This window comes from Streptacidiphilus sp. EB129 (assembly GCF_041262645.1).
In the GTDB taxonomy this organism is placed as follows: Bacteria; Actinomycetota; Actinomycetes; order Streptomycetales; family Streptomycetaceae; genus Streptacidiphilus.
This window is the reverse complement of the sequence record NZ_JBGCCS010000002.1, coordinates 299532-326064: the sequence shown is the minus strand read 5'-3', so window position 1 is coordinate 326064 and position 26533 is coordinate 299532. Positions and strand designations below refer to the sequence as shown.

Here is a 26533-nt window from a genome sequence, read left to right as displayed (position 1 = left end):
GAATGGCCCGCATGGAGACCACACCACTCCCCGCGACCCCTGTGCCGTCCCGGCTGCCGTCACCGCTGATCGCGGCCGACGAGCTCGCCGCCGCGCTGGCCGGTGACCGACCGCCCGCGCTGCTGGACGTCCGCTGGCAGCTGGGCGGGCCGCCCGGGGCGGACGACTACGCCGCGGGCCACATCCCCGGCGCGCACTTCATCGACATGAACGCCGACCTGGCTGCCCCGGCCGGTCCCGGCGGCCGGCATCCGCTGCCGGACCCCGAGGTGCTGGGCGCCGCGCTGCGCCGCGCGGGCGTCGGCGCCGACCGCGAGGTCGTCGTCTACGACGGGGCGACCTCCGCCGCGGCGGCCCGCGCCTGGTGGCTGCTGCGCTGGGCCGGGCACCGCCGGGTCCGGGTGCTGGACGGCGGTCTCGCCGCCTGGACCGCCCTGGGCCTGGCCGTGGAGCAGCCCGCGCCGCCGGCCGAGCAGGGCGACTTCGTACCGGTGCCGGGCGCGCTGCCGACGGTCGACGCGGACGGTGCGGCGTCGCTCGCCCGCACCGGACTGCTGCTCGACGCCCGCGCCGGGGAGCGCTACCGGGGCGAGGTGGAGCCGATCGACTCCAGGGCCGGTCACATCCCGGGCGCGGTCAGCGCCCCGACCACGGAGAACCTGCGCTCCGACGGCCGGTTCCGGCCGGTGGACGAGCTGGCGGAGCGCTTCGGCGGGCTCGGCGTGAAGCCGGGGGTCGAGGTGGGCGTCTACTGCGGGTCCGGCGTGACCGCCGCGCACCAGCTGCTGGCGCTGGAGCTGGCAGGGGTGAGCGGGGTGCTGTACCCGGGGTCCTGGAGCGAGTGGTCCTCCCAGCCGGACCGGCCCGCCGCGACCAGCGCCCTGCCGGGCTGAGGCGGGGCCCCGGGGCGGATCCCGGGGGCGGATCCCGGGCGACGGCCGCGCGGCACCGCGCGGCCGTCCACGACGCGGTCGCCCCGGCCGACCGGCTAGTCCTGCTTCTTGCGGCGGGTGCCGAAGACGATCTCGTCCCAGCTGGGCACCGCGGCGCGGCGGCCGGGTCGGACGCCGTCGGCCTCGGCCTGGCGGTCGGTGCTGCCGATCAGCCGGTCCCGGTGCGGCGCGGCGGCGCGCGGCATCAGGATGTCGGCATACGCCGAACCCGCTCCGGCGGCGGCCGCAGCCGGGGGCTCGGCCTGCTCCGCCTCGACGGGGGCCTCGACCGGGGGAGCCGCCGGCGGGCTCGCCACGTCGAGGAGGCTGGTCAGCGAGTCGGCAGGGGGGAGCGCCGCCGCGGCGGGTTCGACCACCGGGCGGTCGGCAACGGGACGCTCCGGCATCCGCACCGGGGGGCGCTCGGGGGCCATCGGGCGCATGCCCATGCCCCGGTCCGCTCCGGGCAGCCGGGCAATCCTGGGCACGAACGGGAAGGTCGGCTCCTCCTCGGCGCGCTGCGGGCTCTCGCCGACCAGCGACCGGGCCTCGTCGTCCAGCGGCTGCACCAGCCGGCGCGGCGGGTCGTAGGTCCACCGGGCCTGCTGGGCCTGGCCGCCGGCCCGGAACACCAGCACGATCTCCCAGGTGTTGTCGTCACGGCGCCAGGAGTCCCAGGCCTCGCTGTCCTTCTCCGCGCCGCGCAGCACCAGCCGCTCCGCCACGGCGTCGCCGAGCTGAGGTCCGGTGCTCTCGCCCTGGCGGCGGACCGTGGTCTTACGGGCCCGCTCGGCCATGAACGCGCGCTCGGCCAGCACCGGGCCCTCGAAACGGCGTACCCGCTCGACCGAGATCCCGGCCAGCTGGGCGACCTCCTCGGCACTGGCGCCGGCTCGTATCCGGGCCTGGATGTCACGCGGACGGAGGTGGCTCTCGACGTCGATCTGGCCCAGCCGGGGCCGGTCGCCCCGCACGGCGGCACGCAGCCGCTCGTCAATCGGAAGGAAGTATTCCGTCGCGTCGGCAGCTTTGAGCACCAGTCGTGAACCGTCATTGCTGACGGCTACGACACGCAGTTCGGGCACGGTTACCTCCCGGGTGGTGCCTGCCGACGTCACCTGCGTCGCTGCTCCCGTAACGAGTGTGGCGTGCCGACGGGCGGCCCACCACAACATTGCAGAGTTACCTCTAGGCGCTGCCGACGGTCGGCACCGGCCACCCCGCCTCCGCCACCGTCCGTAAGAACGGCACGCCGAGGCGACCCGCAGTCGGGCTTCACGAACAGTACTCCATTCGTGGCACCCGAGTAGTGCGGCTCGCGCCTCAAGTCTCCCCTGAATGGCCGGATTCTCAAGGGTCGCCACTCCGATGGCGGACCACCGATCGGCGGACGGTGATCATCTTCACACCTTAGGCCTGGCTGGAACTGATCGGTCACTCGAACGGTCGTACCTCATGCAGTATGGAGAAAGGCGTATATCAAGGGGTATTGGTGGAGGATCAGCGGAAAACGGATGAAACGCCCAAGCGGAGGGCGCTCGACCTGAGCCTCGTTCAGGTCGCGGCGAGCGCGCTGGCGGCCGTGGTGGCTGCGATCCTGGCGTCCGAACTCGGGGTCTACGGGACCTTCGTGGGGGCGGCGGTGGTCAGCGTCGCGGCGACCACCGGCGGCGCGGTCTTCCAGCACCTGTTCCGCAGGACCGGCGAGGAGATCCGCAGCCGGGTGCCGGTGGTGGCCGACGCGGACCAGGAGCCGGCGATCGCGGCGCCCGAGGACCACGAGGCGGGCGGGCGGCGGGGACCGAAACCAGCCATGCGGGGCGCGGGCGACCGGACCCGGGCCTTCGACCCGTTCGACCCCGGCGGGGAGCACACCCGGATGATGGCCGCGATGGCGCCACCCTCCGGCGCGGAGTCGGTGACCGTCTACCGCGGCGCCAGGCCCCGCAGGGTCAGGACCTGGAAGACCTACGCGGCGACCAGCGTGCTGGTCTTCGCGCTGGCGATGACCCCGATCGTGATCACCCAGCTGGTCACCGGCCAGACCATCTCCGACACGGTCAGGGGCGGTCCGACCGGCGGTTCGGTGGACGCGCCGCCGCAGTCCGGCAACCACTCGCCGACCCCCGGCACCGGTGCGGCGACGCCCGGCCACCCGGCCGGCGACGGCGGGACCTCCGGCAGCGCGCCGAGCGGCTCGGGGAGTGCGACGCCGAGCACCTCGCCCAGTGCCACCCCCAGCACGACCCCCAGCCCCGGGCCGAGCGGCTCGGCCACACCGTCCGCCCCGGTGACCGGTACCCCGCCGGTCACCGCGGCCGCCGCGCCCCCGAGCGCCGGTCACACTGCGTAGCCACGCGGCCGTCGACGGGGAGCACGGCGGTCGGCGGTCCGGCTGTCAGGAGCCCAGTACCCGGCGCAGGTAGTCGTTGCCGAAGCGGCGCTCCGGGTCGACCTTGTCGCGCAGTGCGGTGAACTCGCCGAAGTGCGGGTAGACGCCGGCCAGGTACTCGGCGTCGCGGGTGTGCAGCTTGCCCCAGTGCGGGCGCCCCTGATGCGCCGTCATGATCTTCTCGACCTCGGTGAAGTAGCCCTGGTCCCTGGTCCCCCGGTACAGGTGGACGGCGATGTAGGCGGTGTCGCGCTCGCTCGCGGTGGACATCCAGAGGTCGTCGGCCGGGGCCACCCGCACCTCCACCGGGAAGCTGATCTTCCAGTCGGAGCGCTCCACCAGCGCCTTCAGCTCGCGCAGCACCCCGGTCACGGCCGCGCGCGACACCGCGTACTCCATCTCGACGAAGCGGACCCGGCGCGGGCTGGTGAACACCTTGTAGGAGACGTCGGTGTAGGTCCGCTCGGACCAGGCCTTGCTGGCCAGCTTGGCTATGCCGGGGATGGTGGCCGGGAAGCGGCGGCCGACCCGGCAGGCGCCCTCCCAGACGGTGTTCGACAGGAAGTCGTCGTCCAGCCACTTCCTGAACGGCGGCAGCGGTGCGCCCGGCCCCTCGCTGCGGTTGTTGCGCTTGGTGCTGCAGCCCTCGGTGTGCGGGAACCAGTAGAACTCGAAGTGCTCGTTCCCGGTGGCCAGTTCCTCGAAGCGGTCGGTCACCTCGGCGAAGCTCATCGGCTGCTCCAGCGCGGTGAGCCGGAAGGCCGGCTCCACGCCGAAGGTGATCGCGCTGACCACGCCCAGCGCGCCCAGGCCGAGCCGGGCGCCGGCGAACAGCTCGGCGTTCTCGGTCGGCGAGCAGGTGCTGACGGTGCCGTCGGCGAGGACGATCTCCAGTCCCTTGATCTGCGCGGCCAGCGAGGCCGAGGACCGGCCGGTGCCGTGGGTGCCGGTGCTGGTCGCCCCCGCGACGGTCTGCACCATGATGTCGCCCATGTTGGTGAGCGCCAGGCCCGCGTGCTCCAGCAGCAGGTTGAGGTTCTCCAGCGGCAGCCCGGACTCGACGGTGACGGTGCCGCCCCTGTGGTCGACCTCCCGGATGCCGGTCAGCCGGTCCGGGCGGACCAGGACGCCGTCGGTGGCGGCGATGGCGGTGAAGGAGTGCGCGCTGCCGACGGCTTTGACCGGCAGACCGTCCTCGGCGGCGGCGCGGACGGCGGCGGCCAGCTCCTCGACCGAGGCGGGGGACACGGTCCGGTGCGGCCGGGCGGTCTGGTTGCCCGCCCAGTTGCTCCAGGTGGTGCTCCCGGTGTCACCCGGGTTGGTGCTGCCGCTGGTCGTCGTCGACATCTGCACGCTCCTGCTGTTCCGGTGCCGCGCGGAGGCGGCGTGCCCCGAGGAACGCCGTGGCCGCGGCGAAGCCGCCGGCGGCCACCGTCACCCAGTAACCGGCCGAGGCGCCCGCACCGTCCACCACCCACCCGGCCGCCGAGGAGCCGAGGGCCACGCCGACGGCGAGGCCCGTGGTGGTCCAGGTCATCCCCTCGGTCAGCTTGGAGGCGGGGACGATCCGTTCCACCAGCCCCATGGTGGTGACCATGGTGGGGGAGATGGACAGCCCGGCGACGAACAGTGCCGCCGCCAGGGCCACGAGGTTCTTCACGAATAGGAGGGGCAGCATACTCACCGCCATGGTGACTATCCCCACCAGGAACCTCCTGGACAGCGGTCCGTGCAGTTTCAGCGCGCCGAAGACGATCCCGGCGACACAGGAGCCGAGCGCGTAGACCGCCAGCACCACGCTGGACAGCGCCTTGTGGTGCAGATGGTCGGCGAACGCCACGGTGACCACGTCCACCGAGCCGAAGATCGCGCCGACGCCGACGAAGGTGAGCACCAGCACCCACAGTCCCGGGGTGCGGACCGCGGACCCGTTGCGGGCCACGGCGCCCGGGTGCAGTGGCGGCTCGGTGCCGCGCTGCACCGCGAACAGCAGCACGCCGGCGGCCAGCAGCACTGTCGCCACCAGCGGCCCGGCCTCGGGGAACACCGCCGTACAGAGACCCACCGAGAGGATCGGGCCGATGATGAAGACGATCTCGTCGACCACCGACTCGAAGGCGTAGGCGGTGTGCAGCTGCGGTGAGCCCCGGTAGATCAGCGCCCACCGGGCCCGGACCAGCGAGCCCATGCTGGGCATGCAGCCGGCCACCGAGGCGGTGAGGAACAGCGTCCAGGCGGGCGCGTCGAAGCGGGCGCAGAGCAGCAGCGCCCCCATCGCGGCCACGGTGATCCCGGTCGCCCGCAGGCTCACCCGGGCCTGGCCGTAGCGGTCCACCAGCCGGGAGACCTGCGGGCCCAGTACGGCGGCCGACAGGGCGAGGGTCGCCGAGACGGCGCCGGCCAGGCCGTAGTCGCCGCGCAGGGTGGAGAGCATGGTGACGATGCCGATGCCGGTCATGGACAGCGGCATCCGGGAGACGAAGCCGGCCGCGGAGAAGCCCAGGCTCCCGGGGGCGTCGAAGATCCGGCGGTAGGTGGACAGCACGGTCACTCCGTAAGGGATGGGTACACCTCTGACAGGTTACGGGGGTGGTCAATCGTTTAACCAACGGGCGGGTGATGGCAGGATCGGTGCCATGTCCGCATCGCAGATCCGCCCGTACGACGCCCTGTTGCTGCTCTCCTTCGGTGGGCCGGAGGGCCCGGAGGACGTGGTCCCGTTCCTGCAGAACGTCACCCGGGGGCGCGGCATCCCGCGCGAGCGGCTGGCCGAGGTCGGGCAGCACTACTTCCTGTTCGGCGGGGTGAGCCCGATCAACGCGCAGAACCGCGAGCTGCTGGCGGCGCTGCGCAAGGACTTCGCCGACCAGGGGCTGGACCTGCCGGTCTACTGGGGCAACCGGAACTGGGCCCCGTACCTGGTCGACACCCTGCGGGAGCTGGCCGCGGACGGCCACCGCCGGGTGCTGGTGCTGGCCACCAGCGCCTACGCCAACTACTCGGGCTGCAGGCAGTACCGGGAGAACCTGGCCGCGGCGCTCGGCGAACTGCGGGCGGAGGGCGCTCCGGGCGCCGCCGAACTGCGGCTGGACAAGCTGCGCAACTTCTACAACCACCCGGGCTTCGTCCAGCCGATGATCGACAACACCCTGGCCGCGCTTGAGGAGCTCGACGAGGGCGTGCGCGCCGGCGCGCGACTGGCCTTCACCACCCACTCGATCCCCAATGCGCTGGCGGACACCTCGGGCGCCCCCGGCGACCCGGCCCGGGGCACCCCCGGTGGTGCATACGTGGCCCAGCACCTGGAGACCGCGCGGCTGGTCGCCGAGGCCGTCGCCGAGGCGACGGGTGTGGCCGACCGCCGCTGGGAGCTGGTCTACCAGAGCCGTAGCGGCTCCCCGCAGACCCCGTGGCTGGAGCCGGACATCTGCGACCACCTGGCGGCGGAGCAGGCGGACGGTGCCCCGGCGGTGGTGATGGTGCCGATCGGCTTCGTCTCCGACCACATGGAGGTCGTCTACGACCTCGACACCCAGGCCCGTGAGCAGGCCGAACAGCTCGGCCTGCCGGTCGCGCGGGCGCGTACGGTCGGCGCGGACCCGCGCTTCGTGGCCGGACTGCGTGCCCTGGTGCTGGAACGCGCCGCGAGCGCGCGCGGCGAGCACCCCGACCGTTGCGCGCTGGGCGTGCTGGGCGCCTCGCACGACCTGTGCCCGGTCGGCTGCTGCCCGGCCGCCCGTAACCCGCTGCCGGCCGCCGCCGGCGAGGACTGGACCGACTGACCCATCCGGCCGGACCGACCCCGGTCCGGCCGCCCCGGCCGGATCCCCGGCGCGACTGAGAGGCCATCCCGTGGACGACCTGAAGGCAGAACTGCTCGACATCGCCCTGGAGGCCGCTCGCGGGGCCGGCGCGCTGCTGCGCGACGGGCGTCCGGCCGACCTCGCGGTGGCGGCGACCAAGTCCAGCTCCGTGGACGTGGTCACCGAGATGGACCTCGCCGCCGAGAAGCTGATCACCGAGCTGATCGCGCGCCGCCGCCCGGACGACGGCCTGCTCGGCGAGGAGGGCGCTGCCAGCGTCGGCAGCAGCGGGGTGCGCTGGGTGATCGACCCGCTGGACGGCACCGTGAACTACCTCTACGGGCTCCCGGCCTGGTCCGTGAGCATCGCCGCCGAGCTGGACGGGCAGACCCTGGTCGGCGTGGTGGAGGTGCCGCCGCGCGGCGAGACCGTGCACGCCGTACGCGGCGCCGGCGCCTTCCTGAATGATCGTCAGATCACCTGCGGCGAGGCGCCGGCGATGGCGCAGGCACTGGTCGGCACCGGCTTCGGCTACCTCCGTGAGCGCCGGGTCAGGCAGGCCGCGGTGGCGCAGGAGCTGATCCCGCGGCTGCGCGACATCCGTCGTGGCGGCTCGGCGGCGATCGACCTGAGCGACGTCGCCTGCGGCCGACTGGACGGCTACTACGAGCGCGGGCTCAACCCCTGGGACCACGCCGCCGGGGTCCTGATCGCCTCCGAGGCCGGCGCGCTGACCGGCGGCCGGCCCGGCGACCCGGCCTCGACCGAGCTCACCGTGGCGGCGCCGGCCGGCCTGTTCGAGCCGCTCCAGCAGCTGCTGGAGGAACTGGGCGCCTGGCACGACTGAGCGGCCGCGGAGAAGGCGCCGACGCAGGGAAGGCGCCGCAGACCAAGACGCCCCGGACGGGTGCTGCTGTCCGGGGCATCGCGCTGTGCGGGTCAGGAGTGGTGCGGGTCAGGGTGGAGGGACGGGCGGGTCGGGGTGGGTGTCGGGGCGGAGCTGTGGAGGGAGGAGCTACAGGTCAGGCGGCTTGGGCCTCGGGCCGGGCCACCGTGATGCCGTGCTCTGCGGCCAGTCGGTGCAGATCGTCGAGCTCGGACTGTTCCACCTCGGCCAGGAAGTCGTCCCCCGACTCCAGGGCGCGGCGCAGGTCCTGCTCGGCGTTCCTTATGCGCTGAAGGATGCCGGCGGTGAAGGCGTCCATGAGGCAAGACCCCCTTGCTGATGTCGGGCGACCCCGGGAGAGAACCCGGTGCGGAAGGTCACACGGCGGGCGGGTGCGAGCTCGCGTTGCGGCGCAAGCGTGATCGCGGGTGTACAGACCGTCCTCCCCCAGCCCGTATCCCGGGAAACCTCGGGGATGCCGCCAAAATCCCGGGCGTCTTCGCGCACCCCCGCCCCACCCGTCCCCGCGGACCCGCTTACCGCTGCTTTACGGCCGCAGGAGGCAGGATGGGGTGGATATCCGAGAGGCGCCCGGGGACGGGCGCCGCCGGGCTGAAGCCTTCTGAAAGGACCACTGCGGTGCGGGTTCTCGTGGTCGAGGACGAGCAGTTGCTCGCCGATGCGGTCGCCACCGGTCTCCGGCGGGAGGCCATGGCCGTGGACGTGGTCTACGACGGCCAGGCGGCCCTGGACCGGATCGCGGTGAACGACTACGACGTGGTCGTGCTCGACCGGGACCTGCCGCTGGTCCACGGCGACGACGTGTGCCGCCGGATCGTGGAGGAGGGCCTGGCCACCCGGGTGCTGATGCTCACCGCCTCCGGGGACATCAGCGACCGGGTCGAGGGTCTGGAGCTCGGAGCCGACGACTACCTCCCCAAGCCGTTCGCCTTCAGTGAGCTGGTGGCCCGGGTCCGTGCGCTGGGACGGCGCGCGACCACCCCGCTGCCGCCCATCCTGGAGCGGGCCGGGATCAGCCTGGACCCGGGGCGGCGCGAGGTGCTGCGCGACGGCAAGCCGGTCGCGCTGGCGCCCAAGGAGTTCGCGGTGCTGGAGGTGCTGATGCGCTCCAACGGCGCGGTGGTCTCCGCCGAGCAGCTGCTGGAGAAGGCCTGGGACGAGCACACCGACCCGTTCACCAACGTGGTCCGGGTGACCGTGATGACCCTGCGCCGGAAGCTCGCCGAGCCGCCCGTGATCATCACCGTCCCCGGATCCGGCTACCGGATCTGAGTCATGGATGCCACCCCGCCCACCGCGTCGCGGCCCCACGCAGCAAGGCCCCAGTCGTCCCGGAGCTGGCCCGGCGAGGAGGTCAACCAGTCGCTGCTGCCGTTCCGGCCGACCCTGCGGATCCGGCTGACGATGTTCTACGGCGGGATGTTCCTGCTCGCCGGCCTGGTCCTGGTGCTGGTGATGTACCTGTTCGTGAGCCAGTCGTTCAACGCGGCCACGCACATGCCGAGCTTCAGCTTCGCGGGCAACATCACCGTGCAGACCCCCGACGGCCAGGTGCTGAACGGCCCGCAGCTGAACCAGTGGATCGCGGACTACCAGCACGCCCACGCCGCCCAGGCGCTGCACCAGCTGATCCTCAAGTCCATAAGCGCCCTGGTCGCCCTGCTGATCCTGGCGGTCGCCTTCGGCTACGCCATGGCCGGAAGGGTGCTCCGGCCGCTCGGCCGGATCACCAGGACCGCGCAGCAGGTCGCCAGTTCCGACATGCACCGCCGGATCGAGCTGGACGGTCCGGACGACGAGCTCAAGGAACTCGCCGACACCTTCGACGAGATGCTGGAGCGGCTGGACCGCTCGTTCGAGTCGCAGCGCAAGTTCGTCGCCAACGCCTCGCACGAGCTGCGCACCCCGCTGGCGATCAACCGCACCCTGCTGGAGGTCCAGCTCTCGGACCCGGGCGCCTCGGCCGATCTGCAACAGCTGGGCAAGACCCTGCTGGCCACCAACGAGCGCAGCGAGCAGCTGGTCGAGGGCCTGCTGCTGCTCGCCGCCAGCGACAACGAACTGACCGAGCGGCGGCCGGTGGACCTGGCCGAGGTGGCCCGGCAGGCGCTGGAACAGACCCGCGCCGAGGCCGTCGACCACGGCGTGCGGCTCACCAGCGACCTGCGACCGGCCGTGGTCGGCGGCAACGGGGTGCTGCTGGAGCGGATCGCGCTGAACCTGCTGCAGAACGCGGTGCGCTACAACCAGGCCGAGGACGCCTGGGTGGACGTCAAGGTCTCGACGGTGGAAGGGGCCGGCGAACTGGTGGTGAGCAACGCGGGCCCGGTCGTGCCCGGGTATGAGTTGGAGAACATCTTCGAACCTTTCCGCCGGGTGAAGGGCAAGGAGCGGACCCGCAGCGACAAGGGGGTCGGCCTCGGCCTGTCCATCGTGCGCTCGGTGGTCCGCGCGCACGGTGGCGCCATCGAGGCCTCTGCGCGCCCCGAGGGCGGCCTGGTGATGCGGGTGCGCATCCCGGCGGGCTGAGCCCGCCGCGGAGCCGTCCTGACCGGCTTCGGGCCCGTCGACCATTGCTGTTCTGGTCGGCGGGCCTTTTCTTATGCCATCCCTACCTGCGAAGACTCCTCTTGCCAGGCCCTGTTCGAACAACCTACGGTGGCGTAACCTACGGAAGCGTAGGTGTGAATGCCCGTACCGAGAGTTGGATGCCGTGACGATCGCCCCCTCCCGTCCCGCCGGATCCGCCGCCTGGACCGACGTCCAGCTGCTGCACGCCCTGGAGGAGGTCGTCGAGCGCGAACTCAACCGCCACCTCGGGGTCGCCAAGGAGTGGATGCCGCACGAGTACGTGCAGTGGAGCAAGGGGCGCGACTTCGACGGCATCATGGGCGGCGAGGCCTGGGCCGTGGATCAGTCCCCGGTGTCCGACATCGGCCGGGTCTCCCTGGTGGTCAACCTGCTGACCGAGGACAACCTCCCCAGCTACCACCACGAGATCGCCACCATGTTCGGCCGCGAGGGCGCCTGGGGCACCTGGGTGCACCAGTGGACGGCCGAGGAGGGCCGGCACGCGATCGTGATGCGGGACTACCTGCTCACCGCCCGCGCGGTGGACCCGGTGGCGCTGGAGCGGGCCCGGATGACCCATATGGCCGAGGGCTTCGAATCGGACAACAACCACTCGATGCTGCACTCGGTGGCCTACGTCGCGTTCCAGGAGCTGGCCACCCGCATCTCGCACCGCAACACCGGCCACCACTCCGGCGACCCGGTCTGCGACCGGATGCTGGCCCGGATCGCCACCGACGAGAACCTGCACATGGTCTTCTACCGGAACCTGCTGAAGGCCGCCCTGGAGATCGCCCCGGACCAGGCCATGCGCTCCGTCGCCGACGTGGTCACCGGCTTCCGGATGCCCGGCCACGGCATGCCCGGCTTCGAGCGCGCGGCCGCGCAGATGGCCATCGGCGGGATCTACAACCTGCGGATCCACCACGACGACGTGCTGCAGCCGGTGCTGCGCCACCTCAAGGTCATGGAGATCACCGGTCTGGGCCCGGAGGGGCAGCAGGCCCAGCAGGAGCTCGGCATGTACCTGGACGGGCTGGACGCCCAGGCCACCCGCTTCGACGAGCGCAGGGCGGCCCTGCTGGCCCGCCGGGCCGCCGCCGCGGCGCAGCGCGCCTGAACCGGCGGGCCCGAACGCAGAGCGCCCGGACGCAGAGCGCCCGAACCGATCCGTGTGCGATCGCGCAAGTTCACGTTGTACGGGTAAGTCCGGACTTTTCGGAACTGTGATGAACGTCACATTTCCAGCCGGGCGTGCGCGGTTTTCGGACGATCGCTGTGTGTCACCAGGATTGGGTCGGTGACACACGGTGAGAGTCGGATTCGACGGCTCCGCTCCGGCGTGAACTCGTGGTTTCCTTGCGCTGTCTGGGATCCACCGCACTCCGGAAGTGGGTTTCCGGAGCCCATGATCACGGTAAGTGCTCAGTGGGGCGCTGGTCGACCCGGGGTACCGGCCCGGCCGGGATGCCCGTCCGATCACCTCTTTGGGGGGTGCGGAGGGTGTCGATTGAGTAACGGGCCTTGAAGTAAGGCAAAATCTCGCCCTCGGGTCGGGCACAAGTCCGGCTTCCCGCGCGTTACGTGCGCTGGAGATACCCGCAGACACCCGAAGGGGGCCCGCGACATGGCTACTGATTACGACACCCCGCGCAAGACCGATGACGACCTCAACGAGGACAGCATCGAGGAACTGAAGGCCCGCCGGAACGAGAAGTCGACAAGCTCCGTCGACGTCGACGAGTTCGAAGCGGCCGAAGGTCTCGAACTGCCCGGAGCGGACCTCAGCAATGAGGAGCTCTCCGTCCGGGTCCTGCCTCGTCAGGCCGACGAGTTCACCTGCATGAGCTGCTTCCTGGTGCACCACCGCAGCCAGCTGGCGAGCGAGAAGAACGGAAACCCCATCTGCCGGGACTGCGCGGCCTGACGGTTTCGGGTAGGGAGGTCTTCATGAGCATGAGGCCGTTCCGACAGCGAAACCGAGGCGACCGAACCGCCGGGGACGCCCCACCCCCGGCGGCCGGGGTCGCCGACAGCACGACCGGCTGGACCGGCGGTACGGACGAGAGCACGGACGAGCTCGCCCGGATCGCCGCCGAGCTGGAGTTGTGGGACGGGTCCGCCCCCGCGGACACCGTCCCGCCGGCGGAACGCCGGAAACGTATGGCCGCCCTCTCCGGGGGCCTGAAGGGCACCCTGGGCGCCGGCTGGACCAAGGGGGCGTCCCTGGTCGGTACGGGCACCAGGAGTGGCGCCCTGCGCCTCGTGGACCGGCTGATGGACGCCGCACCGCGCATCCCGGTCCGCGACATCGCCACCCTGCGCGCCCAGCACCCGAACGCGCGGACCGCGGAGGACCTCGCGGACGCGATCACCTCGGGCGCGGTGAAGGCCTCGGCGTCGGTCGGCGCCTCCGCCGGCGCCGTCGCGATGCTCCCGGTGCCGCCGGCCATGCCGGTGGAGATAGCCGCGGAACTGCTCGCCGTGGCGGCGGTGGAACTCAAGATGATCGCCGAGCTGTACCAGGTCTACGGCCAGCCCGCGCAGGGCGGCGGGGTCGCCAGGGCCCGCGCCTACCTCGCGGTGTGGTCGCAGCGGCGCGGCCTCGACCTGTCCAGGCCGAGCACGATCGTGGCCCTGTCGGCGGGAAAGGAACTCCGCGGGCAGCTGCGCAAGCGGCTCACCCGCAGCGGGCTGCGGAAGCTGCCCTCGCTCACTCCGATGATGGTCGGCGCGGTGGCCGGCGCGACGGTCAACCGCCGTGACACCGCGAGGCTCGCTGCGGAGATCCGTCGGGACCTGCGGAGCCGGCCGCCGGGGGATCCTGGGTACTGGGGTGGGGCTGCGAGTTGAGCGTGGGAGCAACCACCGGAGGCGGGGGTGCTTGCCTGTTCAGCCGTGTACGGAGTGCTTGGTTGGCAGCGCACGTTGTTGATCGAACCGAGCCTCGCGCCCCTGCGGGGGTCGGGTCTAGGCGTTTTTTGCTTCCTGGAGGGCCTTGGCGAGGGCCTCGGGGGTACGGGTGGAGAGGTAGGCGTAGGGGGTGGGGTCCTCGGGGTCGGTGATCTCGACGCGGAGGGCGGTCGGGATGTATGAGCGGAGCAGCATGAAGGCGCGGGCGTCCGCCTTGCGGGTGCGCCAGGCGAAGGCCTCCTCGCGGTTCAGCGGGTGGGCGTCGCCCAGGGCCTCGACCGGGATCCGGGCCTCGCCCGCGACCAGCAGGCCCTGCACCACGCGGATCCGGGCCGAGCCGTAGCTGCTCAGCAGCACCGCCGCCGCGGCGCCGCCGGCGACCAGCGCGATCAGACCGGGGACCGTGCCGAACAGGTAGAAGATCAGCCCGAAGGACAGCCCGCTGCCCGCGGGGAGGAGCCACCAGGTGAGCGGTGCCGTGAGGCGTTCGTCGTACATGACCCCATTGTGAGTGCCGGATGAGGTGCTCCTGAACGCGGGGTATCGTCGCGCTCGTGAGCACCGAGACCTCCCAGTCCCCGCTGTCGCCGCCGCCCGGCGCACCGGCGCCGGTACGGCACCCCGAGGCGCCCGCCCCCGGCACCCTGATCGACCCGCACTACGAGCACTGCTTCGGCTGCGGGCCGCAGCAGCCGCACGGACTGCACCTGGCCTCGCGGGCCGGGACCGGCGTCGAGGTGTTCGCCGAGTTCACCGTCGGCGTGGCGCACCAGGGCGGCCCCGGGCTGGCCCACGGCGGGGTGCTGGTCACCGCGATGGACGACGCCCTGGGGACGCTCAACTGGCTGCTGCACACCGCCTCGGTGACCGCGCGGCTGGAGACGGACTTCCGCCGTCCGGTCCCGGTGGGCGCGACCCTGCACATCCACACCTGGGTGGACGCGGTGGTCGGCCGGAAGATCTACTGCCGCGGCGAGGGCCGCCTCGGCGCCCCGGACGGGCCGGTGGCGATAACCGCGCGGGCCCTGTTCGTCCAGGTCAAGCTGGACCACTTCACCACCCACGGCCGTCCCGAGGACATCAGGGCGGCCATGGAGAATCCCGATGTCTTCAAGCGAGCCCGTGCCTTCGAGGTGAATCCCTAAGTGAACTCCCACGCTCCCGTCGACGTCCTGCTGCACCGCCTGGACCCGGAGTTGCCCGCACCCGCCTACGCCCATCCGGGCGACGCCGGAGCCGACCTTCGCACCACCGTGGACGCCGAACTGGCGCCGGGGGAGCGGGCGGTGCTGCCCACCGGGGTCGCCATCGCGCTGCCGGACGGCTACGCCGCGTTCGTGCACGCGCGCTCGGGACTCGCTGCCAGGTGCGGCCTCGCACTGGTCAATGCCCCCGGAACGGTCGATGCCGGGTACCGTGGTGAGATCAAGGTGATCGTCGTCAATCTCGACCCGCGCGAGCGGGTGGTCTTCCGCCGCGGGGACCGGATCGCCCAGCTGGTCGTCCAGCGGGTGGAGAAGGTCCGGTTCCACGAAGTGGGGGAACTTCCGGGATCGGCACGTGCCATCGGTGGCTTCGGGTCGACGGGCGGCCATGCCGCGGTTAGCATTCCGGCGGCCGGGCAGGAAATCGCTTCGGTACCCGACCGGGAAGGACAGTGACCGTGTTCCGTCGTCGCGCCAAGAGCGAGGACGCTGTCGAGCAGGGCGAGAGCCCCGCTCCGGGCTCGGAAGAGCTCGTGGACAGCGAGGACGTCGCAGGTGTGGACTCCCTGGAGGAGGACGACGCCGAGGACGCCCGGGTGGGTCTCCCGCCCGCGCCGCGTCCGAACGGCCCCTGGGACTCCACCGAGGTGGAGGACGCCGCCGAGGGGCGGGTGGACCTGGGCGGCCTGCTGGTGCCCGGAGTCGAGGGCATGGAGCTGCGGGTCGAGGTGGCCGGCGACGCGATCGTCGCGGCGACCCTGGTCCTCGGCAACAGCGCCATCCAGCTGCAGGCCTTCGCCGCCCCCAAGTCCGAGGGCATCTGGGGCGAGGTCCGCGCCGAGATCGCGTCCGGCATCACCCAGCAGGGCGGTGTCGTGGACGAGGAGGAGGGCCCGCTGGGCTGGGGCCTGCGGGCCCAGGTCCCGGTGCAGCTCCCGGACGGCACGCAGGGCGTGCAGGTGGTCCGCTTCGTCGGCTGTGACGGTCCGCGCTGGTTCCTGCGCGGGGTGATCTCCGGCCAGGCCGCCGTACAGCCGGAGTCGGCCGGCGTGCTGGAGCAGGTGTTCCGGGAGACCGTGGTGCTCCGCGGCGAGTCGCCGATGGCTCCGCGCGACCCGATCGTGCTGAAGCTCCCCGAGGACGCGAAGATGGTCGCCGACGGGGTGCCGCAGCAGCAGGCGGCACCCACCGAGAACCGGTTCAGCGGTGACCCGCTGAACCCGTTCGACCGCGGGCCGGAGATCACCGAGGTTCGCTGATCACAGAGGTTCGCTGATCACCGAGGTTCGCTGATACAGAAGTCCGCTGACCGGCGACGCACAGGCCCCCCGCTCCGGCGGGGGGCCTGCCGCGTACCCGGGCCGGGGCCGGAACGGTGGTGATCGACACTGGCGCTCGGGGGCGATCGCGTCGCACTATGGCCCGATCCGGTGACCACGCGGGCGCCGGCACCACTCCGAGGGGGAGCGATGAGCGGGAGTACCGCGTCCGAGGGCGCGACCGGGGTACTGGCGGCCGGGACGGCCATGGTCGAGGTGCGGGAGGTGACCCGGACGTTCGGCGGTGGAGCCACGGCGGTGCACGCGCTGCGCGGGGTGTCCTTCAGCGCCGGGCGCGGCAAGCTGACGGCGCTCAAGGGCCGCTCGGGCTCCGGCAAGACCACCCTGCTGAACCTCGTCGGCGGCCTGGACCGGCCCAGCTCGGGCCGGATCATGGTCGACGGCAGGGACCTCTCCGAGCTCGGCGAGGCCGGGCTGCTGGAACTGCGCCGGGACCGGATCGGCTTCATCTTCCAGTCCTTCGGACTGATCCCGATCCTCACCGCCGCCGAGAACGTCGGCGTCCCGATGCGGCTGCGACGCGTCCCGGCGGCCGAGCGTGAGGAGCGGGTACGGGAACTGCTGGCCCTGGTCGGCCTGGCGGACCACGTCGACCAGCGCCCCGGCGAGCTGTCCGGCGGCCAGCAGCAGCGGGTGGCCATCGCCAGGGCGCTGGCCAACCAGCCCGCGCTGATCATCGCCGACGAGCCGACCGGCCAGCTGGACTCGGACACCGGACGGTCCATCATGCAGCTGCTGCGGGCCGTGGTCCGCAGTGAGGGCGTGACCGCGCTGGTCGCCACCCACGACCCGCAGTTGATGGAACTGGCCGACCGGGTGCTCGACCTGCAGGACGGTCACATCGTCGAGGCGTCCTGACCGTCCGTGCGGTCCCTGCCGTCCGTGCTGTCCGTGCCGTCACGGGGGTCGAGGTCGTCGGCACCGTCCCGGTCGTCCCGGCCGGCGGGGGTGGCCTCCCCCGGGTCCTCGGTGACGCCGAGCTCGGCCAGCAGCTCGGTCCGCAGGGCGGCGAAGCCGGCCGAGCTGCGGGGCCTGGGCTCCGGCAGCCGCACCTCGCGGGCCGGGCCGAGCCGACCGTCGGTCAGGACGATCACCCGGTCCGCCAGCCTGATCGCCTCGTCCACGTCGTGCGTCACCAGCAGTACGGCCGGGCGGTGGCGGCGGCACAGCTCGCGCAGCAGGGCGTGCATCCGGATCCGGGTGAGCGCGTCCAGCGCGCCGAAGGGCTCGTCCAGCAGCAGTAGTTGCGGCTCACGGACCAGGGCGCGGGCCAGCGCCGCGCGTTGCGCCTCGCCGCCGGACAGGGTGATCGGCCAGTCGCGGGCACGGTCGGCCAGGCCGACCTCGGCCAGCGCCGTCAGCCCGGCCTCCCGGGCGCCCGCTCGTGGCAGGCCGAGGACGACGTTGTCCAGCACCCGCTTCCAGGGCTGCAGCCGGTGGTCCTGGAACACCACCGAGCGGCGCTCGGGGACCAGCAGCTCGCCGGTGTAGTCCGGGTCGAGGCCCGCCATCGCACGCAGCAGGGTGCTCTTGCCGGAGCCGCTGCGGCCGAGCAGGGCCAGGAACTCCCCCTGGTGCAGTGTCAGGTCGATACCGGCCAGCACCTCCCGGCCGTCGAACGAGCGGTGCAGGCCGGTGGCCCGGACGGCGAGGCCGCTGGGCGCCGGGGCATCGGGCGCGGTGTCGTGGTGCGCAGTGCCGTGACGTGCGCTGTCGAGTGTGGTGGTCATGGTCAGGCTCCGTTGAATCCGCGGCGCCAGACCAGCAGGCGACGCTCCAGCAGGCGGACGACGGCGTCGGCGAGCAGGCCGAGCAGGCCGTAGATGAGCAGCCCGAGCACGATGATGTCGGTGCGGTACCAGGACTGGGCCTGGTTCATCAGGTAGCCGATGCCACTGGTCGCGTTGAGCTGCTCGGCGATGATGATTACCAGCCAGGCGCTGGTCAGCGCGAACCGCAGGCCGACCAGGAAACCGGGCACCGCGCCCGGCAGGATCACGTGCCGGATCAGGCCCAGCCGGCCCAGGCCCAGTACCCGGCCGGCCTCGACCAGCCGGCTCTCCACCCCGCGGATGCCCGCGTAGGTGTTGACGTAGACCGGGCAGGCGGCGGCGAAGGCCACCAGCGCGATCTTCGGGGCCTCGCCCACCCCGAACCAGATGATCATCAGCGGCAGCAGGCCGAGCACCGGCAGCGCCCGGACGATCTGCATGGTGGAGTCCACCAGCTCCTCGCCGATCCGGAACAGCCCGGCCACGACGGCCAGCAGCACGCCCAGGCCGACCCCGATCAGCAGGCCGACGGCGACCCGCTGCAGCGAGGCCAGCAGGTTGCTGCCCAGCTCGCCGTCGCCGGCCAGCTGCCAGCCGGCCGTGGCGACCTGCGCGGGCGTGGCGAGGATCCGCGGGTTGATCTGCCCCAGCGTCCCGAGCAACTGCCAGACGGCCAGCACCAGGGCGGGGCCGGCCAGCCGGCGCAGCCAGGGCGGCAGCGGCAGCCGCCGGCGGCGGGAGCTGCCGAGGGTCGCCGCGTCGACCAGACGGAGCGCCGGAGCGCCGGGCGCGGGAGCTGTGGTGGGTGCGGGTGGTGTGGTGGGTGCCGCGACGGTGGTCGCCATGGTCGGTCCGTCCCTTCCCGGTCAGTTCTGGTTGGCTGCGACGAGGGCGCTGAACTCCTGCTCGACGTCGGCCGGGAACTCGCCGCCGACGTCGACCTTCCCAGGGAGTTGACCGTTCGCCAGGAACAGGTCCGCCTGCCGCTGCTGGGCGCCGATCACGGTCTGGTCGACCGGAGCGAACCTGGTCTCGCCGGAGTTCTGCCAGACCAGCTTCCCCACGGCGGGGGTCTGCTTGTCGACCTTGACGTAGTAGGCGTCGATCCAGGCGTCCGGATGCGACCGGGCCCAACTGGTGGCCTTGATGATCCGGCTCACCAGGTCCTTGAGCGCGGTGCGTTCGGCCGCGTTGCCGAGGGCCTGACGGCTCGCCAGGTAGAAGGCGTACCCGGAGGACACCTGGGAGCCGTTGATCAGCTTTACCGCGTCCGGATGCGCGGAGGAGTAGCTGACCAGGTCCTGGGCGGCCACCGTGGCGGCGTCCACGGTCCCGGATTCGAGCACCGAGCCGATGTTCTGCAGCGGCACGTCCACCGGGGTGACGTCCTGCTGCTTGAGGCCGGCGGTGGCCAGTGCCTGGATCAGGAAGCCCTGGTTGGCGGTGCCCTTGGAGTAGGCCACCTTGCGGCCCTTGAGGTCGGCCAGGGTGTGGATGCCCGATCCGGCCCGGGCCAGCAGGGTGTACCCGGGGCCGACGGTGTGGCTGGCCGCCACCACGTCGATCGGGAGGCCGGCGGCGGCGGCGAAGATGGCCGGGGTGTCGCCCATCACGCCGAAGTCCAGCGCCCCGGCCGAGAGCGCCTGGTTGACCAGGGGGCCGCTGTTGAACTGGTCGAACTCCACCCGGTAGGGGAGATGGTCGAGTTCGCCCGCGCTCTGCAGCAGGGTGAGCACCTGCTTGCCCTGGTCGCCGACGCGGATGGTGACCTGTCCCGGCCCGTTGCCGCCCGCGTTGGCCGAGGCGGATCCGCCGCAGCCGGTGGTCAGGGACAGCAGCAGGGCCGCGAGGGCGGGCAGGGCGAGGGTTCTGGACAGTCCGGTACGCATGGTCGTCGTCCTTGGCTCGGTCGGGCGGGAGATGGGGGTCGGGGCCGGTCAGGCCGTGGCGGCGGTGTAGCGGTTGACGGGTCGGGCGAGCCCGTAGTGGTCGCGCAGGGTCGTCCCCTGGTACTCGTGGCGGAACAGTCCGCGTTCGCGCAGCAGCGGCACCACGTGCTCGGCGAACAGGTCCAGACCCTCGGGCAGGATCGGCGGCATCACGTTGAAGCCGTCCGCCGCGCCATGGGTGAACCAGTGTTCGATGTGGTCGGCGATCTGCTCCGGCGTACCGGGCAGCACCTGGTGTCCGCGCCCTCCGCCGAGTCGGCCGACGAGCTGGCGCAGCGTCAGCCCGTCGCGTTCGGCCAGGTCCCGGACCAGTTCGAACCGGCTCTTGGCGCCGTTGATGGCCGACACCGGCGGCAGCGGCGGAAGCGGGGCGTCGAGCGGGTGGTCGGTCAGGTCGACTCCGAGCAGCGTGGAGAGGGTGGCGATCGCCCGGGCCGGGTTGATCAGCTCGTCCAGCTCCTGGTCCAGCGCCTTGGCCTCGGCCTCGGTGGATCCGATGACCGGGACGATGCCGGGCAGCACCACGATCGAATCCGGGGTACGGCCGAGTGCGGCGGCCCGGCGCTTGAGGTCGGCGTAGAACTCCTGGCCCTCGTCCAGGGTCTGCTGCGCGGTGAACACCGCCTCGGCGTGCGCGGCGGCGAAGGCCCTGCCGTCCTGGGAGCTGCCCGCCTGCACCAGCAGCGGGCGCCCCTGCGGGCCGCGGGGGATGTTCAGCGGGCCGAGCACCTGGAAGTGCTCGCCGCGATGGTTGATCTCGTGCAGCTTCGACGGGTCGGTCAGCACGCCACCGGCCCGGTCCAGCACCAGGGCGTCGTCCTCCCAGCTGTCCCAGAGCGACTCGACCACGTCGAGGTACTCGGCCGCGCGCTGGTAGCGCACCGCGTGCTCCTGGTTGGCGGTGCGGTTGAAGTTGCGGGCGGCGCGGTCGCCGGCCGAGGTGACGATGTTCCATCCGGCCCGGCCGTTGCTGAGGTGGTCCAGCGAGGCGAACTGGCGGGCCAGGTTGTAGGGCTCGGTGAAGCCGGTGGAGACGGTGCCGATCAGCCCGATCCGCTCGGTGCTCACCGCGAGCGCGGCCAGCAGCGTGAACGGCTCGAAGTGGCTGATCCAGGCGTTGCCCCGGGCCGGGTCGGGCCCCTCGACGCCGTCGGCGAGGAAGACGGAGTCGAAGCCGGCCGCCTCGGCGGTGGCCGCGAGCCTCTGGAAGTGCGCCAGTGAGGAGAGGTGCTCGGGATTGGTGCGGGGGTGGCGCCAGGCGGCCTCGTGGTGGCCGACGCCCATCAGGAAGAGGTTGAGATGCAGTTGTCGGTCGGGTGCGGACATGCGGAAGCGCTCCGAAGGCAGGAGAGGGCACGGGATCGACCCGTGCGCGGGCAGGACGGGACGTGCGGATGCCCCGGGATGGTCACGGGGTGACGGGGTGACGGATCAGACCGGGCGGCGACGGCCCGGTCCGGGGAGGATGCTGATGATCCGGGCGATGCCACAGGTGCCAGAGATCCTGGTGGTGCCGGTGATTCCTGTGGATACCGCGGCGGTGGCGTCGGGTGCGAACGGCAGCTGCGGTCGGCGGTCCTCAGCGGGACGGGAGCGCCGGTGCCGCGTGGGGACTACCGGCAGCCGGGACAGTTCGAACAGCGCGTCGATGTCATGCGCAGATCGTCGCAACCAGCCTTCGGCCGGTCAATGGACGCGTGTTACGGCGGCATGGCGTTTCCGCGAACCGCCGCCACCCGGCCTCCGGGGCGGCCGGACGGGGGTGGTGGAACAGGCCGCGGGCGTGGCGGGCGTGGCTGTGGACGAGGCCGGGGGCGCGGGGCGGGCCCCGCGCCCCGGCGCGTGCGGCTGAGAGGTGTGTGGGGTGCTACCAGATCGCGGGCTTGCGGGCGGCCCACGGACGGGCCCGCTCCAGCTGGGCGGAGAGCGAGATCAGGGTCGCCTCGTCGCCGTAGCGGCCGCCCAGCATCACGCCGACCGGCAGGCCGTCCTCGGTCCAGTGCAGCGGCAGGCTGACCGACGGCTGCCCGGTGGCGTTGTAGAGCGGGGTGAACGGTGTGAACGCGGTGATCCGGGCGAACTCCAGCTCCGGGTCCTCGTCCGCGCGCAGGCCGCCGACCAGGGCGGGCGGCTGGGCCAGGGTCGGTGTGAGGATCACGTCGTAGTCCTGCTGCAGCGCCGCCACCAGCGCGCCGACCGCGCGGAAGGTGTAGAGCGCGGTGGCGAAGTCGGGCCCGGAGACGCCCAGGCCCTGCGCCCGCAGATGCCGGGTCAGCGGCATCAGCTGGTCCTCCAGCTCGGGGGCGACCGGACGCTGGGTCGCCATCACCCCCCACACCTGCTGGAACACCCGGCGCAGGGTGTCGTCGGCGGGCAGCTCCAGGGGTTCCGGGCGGTGTCCGAGCGAGGACAGCAGCTCGGCGGCGTTCTCGGTGGCGGTGACGCAGTCGCGGTGGACCTCCAGGCCGGGCACCGGCGGGGTCGTGATCACCGCGATCCGCAGGCTGCCCGGCTCGCGGTCGGCCTGGTCGGCGAAGGTCTCGCCGGGCGGCAGAGCCGGTGCCGTGTAGCAGTCGCCGGGCATCGCCCCGGCCATCACGTCCAGCAGCGTGGCGGCGTCGGCCACGGTACGGGCCAGCGGTCCGCTGGTGCTCAGGCCGCTGATGTCGTAGAGCGTCGGGCCGCTGCTCACCCGGCCCCGGCTCGGCTTGATCCCGAACAGCCCGCAGACCGAGGCTGGGATCCGGATGGATCCGCCGCCGTCGCTGCCGTGCGCTATCGGCGCCAGCCCGGAGGCCACCGCCGCGCCCGCGCCGCCGCTGGACCCGCCGGCCGAGTACTCCAGGCCCCAGGGGGTGCGGGCGGGCGGGGCGACCTGGTTCTCGGTGTAGCTGGGCAGCCCGAACTCGGGCGTGTTGGTCTTTCCGAGCATGACCGTTCCGGCCGCGCGCAGCCGGGTGACCACGTGGTCGTCGACGTCCGGGACGTGTTCGGCGAAGGCGGCGGAGCCCAGGGTGGCCCGCACCCCGGCGACGAAGTTGAGGTCCTTGACCGGGATCGGCACCCCGTGCAGCGGCGACAGCGGCCGGTCCTCGCGGCGCGCCGCCGCCACGTCCGCCTCGGCCTGTGCCGCCTGGCTCCGGGCCAGCTCCGGGGTGACCGTGATGTACGCGCCGACGGTGGCGTTGTGCCGGTCGATGCGGTCCAGGTAGTGGTCGGTCAGCTCGACCGGGGAGAGCTTCCCGGTGCTGATCAACTCGCCCTGTTCCCGTGCGGTCAGGTCGTGGAGCTGCGTCATTGCGGATCCCCTCGCATGGTTGCGGTACTCGCTCTGTCAGCGATCCTCGCACCGGCCGGGGGGAGTGGACCAGACCTTCGATCGGCGTAGTCGAGTTGTCAAGATGTCGCTAATCCGATGGCCGGACCCGTCCTCAGCTGCTGGTCCCGTGCTGGTGTTCCCGTACTCTCGGCGGGGGACGAGCTGACGAGGAATGACGGACATGGCACGCGGCAGGATGAGGATCTATCTGGGGGCGGCCCCCGGGGTCGGCAAGACCTGCGCCATGCTCGGTGAGGCACACCGCAGGCTGGGCCGGGGCACCGACGTGGTGGTCGGGTTCGTGGAGACGCACGGCCGCGAGCACACCGCCTCGCTCATCGACGGCCTGGAGGTGGTGCCCCGGAGCACCATGTCCTACCGGGGGAGCGACTTCCCGGAGATGGACGTCGACGCGGTGCTGGCCCGCCGTCCCGCCGTGGCCCTGGTGGACGAGCTGGCGCACACCAACATCCCCGGCTCGCGCAACGCCAAGCGCTGGCAGGACGTCCAGGAACTGCTGGACGCGGGCATCGACGTGATCTCCGCGGTGAACATCCAGCACCTGGAGTCGCTGCTGGACGCGGTCGAGGGCATCACCGGGGTACGCCAGCAGGAGACCGTCCCCGACGAGGTGGTCCGCCGCGCCGACCAGATCGAGCTGGTCGACATGACCCCGCAGGCGCTGCGCCGGCGGCTGGCGCACGGCAACGTCTACGCCCCGGAGAAGGTGGACGCGGCGCTGTCCAACTACTTCCGTCCGGGCAACCTCACCGCGCTGCGCGAACTGGCCCTGCTGTGGACCGCCGACCGGGTCGACGAGTACCTGCAGAAGTACCGCGAAGAGAACCACATCGACTCCACCTGGCAGGCCCGCGAGCGGATCGTGGTCGGCCTGACCGGCGGCCCCGAGGGACGGACCCTGATCCGCAGGGCGGCCCGGATCGCCGCCAAGGGCTCCGGCACCGAGATCCTCGCCGTCTACGTGGCCAGGAGCGACGGGCTGACCGGCGCCTCGCCGCAGGAGCTGACCGTGCAGCGGGCCCTGGTCGAGGACCTGGGCGGCAGCTTCCACTCGGTGCTCGGCGACAGCGCCGCGGACGCGCTGCTGGAGTTCGCCCGTGGCGTGAACGCCACCCAGATCGTGCTCGGCAGCAGTCGCCGCAAGGCCTGGCAGTGGGTCCTCGGGCCGGGCGTGGGCGCGACCGTGGCCCGCGAGTCCGGGGACATCGACGTCCACATCGTCACCCACGAGCACGTCGCCAAGGGCAAGATGCGGCCGATGGGCCGGATCGCCCGGCTGGGCTTCGCCCGCAGCCTGTCCGGCTGGCTGGTGGGGGTGGCCGGTCCGTTCGCGTTCACCTGGATCGTCACGGCGCTGGGCGGCAGTACCAAGTCCGGCAGCACCGACATGCTCTTCTACCTCGGCCTGACCGTGGCCGCGGCGCTGCTCGGCGGGCTGTTCCCGGCGCTGGTGTCGGCCCTGGTCGGCACGCTGCTGATCAACTGGTTCTTCACCCCGCCGCTGCACACGCTCAGCGTCAACGACCCGCAGAACCTGCTGGCCATCACGGTCTTCCTGGGCGTGGCCCTCTCGGTGGCCTACGTGGTGGACCTGGCCGCCCGCAGGACCGCCGAGGCGGCCCGCAGCCGGGCCGAGGCCGAGACCCTGAGCTTCCTCGCCGGCAGCGTGCTCAGCGGCGAGAAGGCGCTTCCGGCGCTGCTGGAGCGGGTCCAGGAGACCTTCCAGATGGAGTCCGTCGCGTTGCTGGAGCGGCACGAGGACTTCGGCCCGTGGAACTGCGAGGGCGCGGTCGGACCGCACCCGGTCAGCCGCCCCGAGGACGCCGACGTGGACGTCCCGGTGGGCGAGCGGCTGGCGCTGGCCCTGTCCGGACGGGTGCTGCCGGCCGCCGACCGACGGGTGCTGGGCGCATTCGCCGCCCAGGCCGCCGTGGTGCTGGACCGGCGCCGGCTGGGCGAGGAGGCGGCCAGGGCCCGCCGCCAGGCCGAGGGCAACCGGATCCGCACCGCGCTGCTGGCCGCCGTCTCGCACGACCTGCGCACCCCGCTCGCCGGCATCAAGGCGTCGGTGTCCTCGCTGCGTGCCGGGGACGTGTCCTGGAGCGCCGAGGACGAGGCCGAACTGCTGGCCGGCATCGAGGAGGGCGCGGACCGGCTGGACCACCTGATCGGGAACCTGCTGGACATGAGCCGGCTGCAGACCGGCACCGTGGTGCCGCTGGTGCGCGAGTTCGACCTGGACGAGGTGGTGCCGATGGCGCTGCTCGGCGTCCCGGCCGGGGCGGTGCGCAGCACCATCCCCGAGGACCTGCCGATGCTCTCCGGCGATCCCGGACTGCTCGAACGCGCGCTCGCCAACGTGGTCGAGAACGCGGTGAAGTACCAGGGCAAGGGCCAGGTCCTGGTCTCCGGAAGCGTGCTGCGACTGCCCGGCAGGGGCCGCCGGGTCGAGGTACGGGTGGCCGACCACGGACCGGGGATCCCGGACGAGGCGAAGGACAAGGTGTTCGAACCGTTCCAGCGCCACGGCGACGCCCCGCGCGGAGCCGGAGTGGGCCTCGGACTCGCGGTCGCCCGCGGTTTCGTCGAGTCCATGGGCGGTAGCCTCAGCGCCGAGGACACCCCCGGTGGCGGTCTGACCATGGTGTTCACCCTGCTCACCGTCGAGCAGCCGGTCCGCAGTCCCGAGCGTTCGAAAGGCAGCGTGGCATGAGTGGTGCGACCCGGGTCCTGGTCGTCGATGACGAACCGCAGATCGTCCGCGCCCTGGTGATCAACCTGAGGGCGCGCGGCTACGAGGTCGACGCGGCGCAGGACGGCGCGTCCGCGCTGGAGCTGGCCGCCGCGCGCCACCCCGACGTGGTGCTGCTCGACCTGGGCCTGCCGGACATGGACGGCACCCAGGTGATCCGCGGACTGCGCGGCTGGACCAAGATCCCGGTGATCGTGCTCTCGGCCCGGCACGCCTCGGACGAGAAGGTCGAGGCCCTGGACGCCGGCGCGGACGACTACGTCACCAAGCCGTTCGGCATGGACGAGCTGCTGGCCCGGCTGCGCGCGGCGGTGCGCCGGGCCGCCCCGGTCGGCACCGACCCGGACGAGGCGGTCGTCAACACCGCGTCGTTCACCGTCGACCTGGTCGCCAAACGGGTGCAGCGCGACGGCGCGGACGTCCGGCTCACGCCCACCGAGTGGCACCTGCTGGAGGTCCTGGTCCGCAACGCCGGCCGCCTGGTCAGCCAGAAGCAGCTGCTCCAGGAGGTCTGGGGCCCCGCCTACGGCACCGAGACGAACTACCTCCGGGTGTACATGGCCCAGCTGCGCCGCAAGCTGGAGGCCGACCCGGCGCATCCCCGGCACTTCATCACCGAACCGGGCATGGGCTACCGCTTCGAGCAGTGATCCGGGG

At 72.5% G+C, this 26533-nt stretch carries 25 protein-coding genes; 15 read left to right on the top strand and 10 right to left on the bottom strand.

The window, feature by feature from the left end; genetic code table 11:
• Positions 1–11: 11 nt before the first annotated feature.
• Entirely contained in the window at positions 12–893 is an 882-nt protein-coding gene (locus ABH925_RS03690; RefSeq protein WP_370145296.1) for a sulfurtransferase, read from the top strand.
• A gap of 95 nt (positions 894–988) precedes the next feature.
• Here ABH925_RS03690 and sepH read toward each other — a convergent pair whose 3' ends face one another.
• On the bottom strand, positions 989–2050 hold the full coding sequence (sepH, locus tag ABH925_RS03685; RefSeq protein ID WP_370145295.1) for a septation protein SepH: 1062 nt from the start codon (positions 2048–2050) through the stop codon (positions 989–991).
• A gap of 374 nt (positions 2051–2424) precedes the next feature.
• Between sepH and ABH925_RS03680 the strand changes: the two genes are divergently transcribed.
• Entirely contained in the window at positions 2425–3285 is an 861-nt protein-coding gene (locus tag ABH925_RS03680) for a hypothetical protein (protein ID WP_370145294.1), read from the top strand.
• 45 nt (positions 3286–3330) lie between these two features.
• On the opposite strand, the gene ABH925_RS03675 is transcribed toward ABH925_RS03680, so the two are convergent.
• Positions 3331–4671: a D-arabinono-1,4-lactone oxidase gene (locus ABH925_RS03675; protein WP_370145293.1), complete on the bottom strand. Its 1341-nt coding sequence runs from the start codon at positions 4669–4671 to the stop codon at positions 3331–3333.
• Complete coding sequence (locus ABH925_RS03670) at positions 4634–5869, bottom strand: MFS transporter (RefSeq protein ID WP_370145292.1); 1236 nt, start codon at positions 5867–5869, stop codon at positions 4634–4636. The genes ABH925_RS03675 and ABH925_RS03670 overlap by 38 nt, the downstream gene beginning before the upstream one ends.
• Positions 5870–5960: 91 nt before the next feature.
• On the opposite strand from ABH925_RS03670, the gene ABH925_RS03665 reads away from it, so the two are divergent.
• Complete coding sequence (locus ABH925_RS03665; protein WP_370145291.1) at positions 5961–7106, top strand: ferrochelatase; 1146 nt, start codon at positions 5961–5963, stop codon at positions 7104–7106.
• Positions 7107–7176: 70 nt separating this feature from the next.
• On the top strand, positions 7177–7974 hold the full coding sequence (locus ABH925_RS03660; RefSeq protein ID WP_370145290.1) for an inositol monophosphatase family protein: 798 nt from the start codon (positions 7177–7179) through the stop codon (positions 7972–7974).
• Positions 7975–8149: 175 nt separating this feature from the next.
• On the opposite strand, the gene ABH925_RS03655 is transcribed toward ABH925_RS03660, so the two are convergent.
• Entirely contained in the window at positions 8150–8332 is a 183-nt protein-coding gene (locus tag ABH925_RS03655) for a hypothetical protein (RefSeq protein WP_370145289.1), read from the bottom strand.
• A gap of 320 nt (positions 8333–8652) precedes the next feature.
• Here ABH925_RS03655 and ABH925_RS03650 point away from each other — a divergent pair, with 320 nt between their 5' ends.
• The 5 genes from ABH925_RS03650 (at position 8653) to ABH925_RS03630 (ending at position 13458) form a co-directional block, all read left to right on the top strand.
• Complete coding sequence (locus ABH925_RS03650) at positions 8653–9306, top strand: response regulator transcription factor (protein WP_370145288.1); 654 nt, start codon at positions 8653–8655, stop codon at positions 9304–9306.
• 3 nt (positions 9307–9309) lie between these two features.
• A complete protein-coding gene (locus ABH925_RS03645; RefSeq protein ID WP_370145286.1) occupies positions 9310–10563 on the top strand; it encodes a sensor histidine kinase in 1254 nt (417 codons plus the stop codon).
• 184 nt (positions 10564–10747) lie between these two features.
• Complete coding sequence (locus tag ABH925_RS03640) at positions 10748–11725, top strand: acyl-ACP desaturase (protein WP_370145285.1); 978 nt, start codon at positions 10748–10750, stop codon at positions 11723–11725.
• A gap of 507 nt (positions 11726–12232) precedes the next feature.
• The gene (locus ABH925_RS03635) at positions 12233–12532 is read left to right on the top strand and encodes a DUF4193 domain-containing protein (protein WP_030258984.1); all 300 of its coding nucleotides are present in this window, start codon (positions 12233–12235) and stop codon (positions 12530–12532) included.
• A 23-nt stretch (positions 12533–12555) separates the two neighbouring features.
• Positions 12556–13458 (top strand): hypothetical protein, encoded by a 903-nt coding sequence (locus tag ABH925_RS03630; RefSeq protein WP_370145284.1) that lies wholly within the window; start codon positions 12556–12558, stop codon positions 13456–13458.
• A gap of 117 nt (positions 13459–13575) precedes the next feature.
• On the opposite strand, the gene ABH925_RS03625 is transcribed toward ABH925_RS03630, so the two are convergent.
• Positions 13576–14016 carry a DUF3093 domain-containing protein gene (locus ABH925_RS03625; protein ID WP_370145283.1) on the bottom strand — a complete coding sequence of 147 codons (441 nt, stop codon included), beginning with the start codon at positions 14014–14016 and terminating at the stop codon, positions 13576–13578.
• 56 nt (positions 14017–14072) lie between these two features.
• On the opposite strand from ABH925_RS03625, the gene ABH925_RS03620 reads away from it, so the two are divergent.
• The 4 genes from ABH925_RS03620 to ABH925_RS03605 all read left to right on the top strand — a co-directional run bounded on the left by ABH925_RS03620 (position 14073) and on the right by ABH925_RS03605 (position 16921).
• Positions 14073–14663 (top strand): PaaI family thioesterase, encoded by a 591-nt coding sequence (locus ABH925_RS03620; RefSeq protein ID WP_370145282.1) that lies wholly within the window; start codon positions 14073–14075, stop codon positions 14661–14663.
• On the top strand, positions 14664–15179 hold the full coding sequence (dut, locus tag ABH925_RS03615; RefSeq protein ID WP_370145281.1) for a dUTP diphosphatase: 516 nt from the start codon (positions 14664–14666) through the stop codon (positions 15177–15179).
• Positions 15180–15181: 2 nt separating this feature from the next.
• Complete coding sequence (locus ABH925_RS03610; protein ID WP_370145280.1) at positions 15182–15982, top strand: DUF3710 domain-containing protein; 801 nt, start codon at positions 15182–15184, stop codon at positions 15980–15982.
• 210 nt (positions 15983–16192) lie between these two features.
• Positions 16193–16921 (top strand): ABC transporter ATP-binding protein, encoded by a 729-nt coding sequence (locus tag ABH925_RS03605; protein ID WP_370145279.1) that lies wholly within the window; start codon positions 16193–16195, stop codon positions 16919–16921.
• Here the strand turns inward: ABH925_RS03605 and ABH925_RS03600 are convergent.
• From ABH925_RS03600 to ABH925_RS03580, 5 genes are all read right to left on the bottom strand, one after another.
• Positions 16900–17793 carry an ABC transporter ATP-binding protein gene (locus ABH925_RS03600; RefSeq protein WP_370145278.1) on the bottom strand — a complete coding sequence of 298 codons (894 nt, stop codon included), beginning with the start codon at positions 17791–17793 and terminating at the stop codon, positions 16900–16902. The genes ABH925_RS03605 and ABH925_RS03600 overlap by 22 nt on opposite strands.
• Before the next feature lie 2 nt (positions 17794–17795).
• Positions 17796–18680: an ABC transporter permease gene (locus tag ABH925_RS03595; RefSeq protein ID WP_370145277.1), complete on the bottom strand. Its 885-nt coding sequence runs from the start codon at positions 18678–18680 to the stop codon at positions 17796–17798.
• Positions 18681–18701: 21 nt separating this feature from the next.
• Positions 18702–19724, bottom strand: coding sequence for an aliphatic sulfonate ABC transporter substrate-binding protein (locus ABH925_RS03590; protein WP_370145276.1), 1023 nt, complete (start codon positions 19722–19724; stop codon positions 18702–18704).
• Positions 19725–19772: 48 nt separating this feature from the next.
• Positions 19773–21110, bottom strand: coding sequence for an LLM class flavin-dependent oxidoreductase (locus ABH925_RS03585; RefSeq protein ID WP_370145275.1), 1338 nt, complete (start codon positions 21108–21110; stop codon positions 19773–19775).
• A 541-nt stretch (positions 21111–21651) separates the two neighbouring features.
• Entirely contained in the window at positions 21652–23082 is a 1431-nt protein-coding gene (locus ABH925_RS03580; protein WP_370145274.1) for an amidase, read from the bottom strand.
• Between the two features lie 202 nt (positions 23083–23284).
• Here ABH925_RS03580 and ABH925_RS03575 point away from each other — a divergent pair, with 202 nt between their 5' ends.
• Both ABH925_RS03575 and ABH925_RS03570 read left to right on the top strand, forming a co-directional pair.
• Positions 23285–25837 carry an ATP-binding protein gene (locus ABH925_RS03575; RefSeq protein WP_370145272.1) on the top strand — a complete coding sequence of 851 codons (2553 nt, stop codon included), beginning with the start codon at positions 23285–23287 and terminating at the stop codon, positions 25835–25837.
• Positions 25834–26526 carry a response regulator gene (locus tag ABH925_RS03570; protein ID WP_370145271.1) on the top strand — a complete coding sequence of 231 codons (693 nt, stop codon included), beginning with the start codon at positions 25834–25836 and terminating at the stop codon, positions 26524–26526. The genes ABH925_RS03575 and ABH925_RS03570 overlap by 4 nt, the downstream gene beginning before the upstream one ends.
• Positions 26527–26533: the final 7 nt, after the last annotated feature.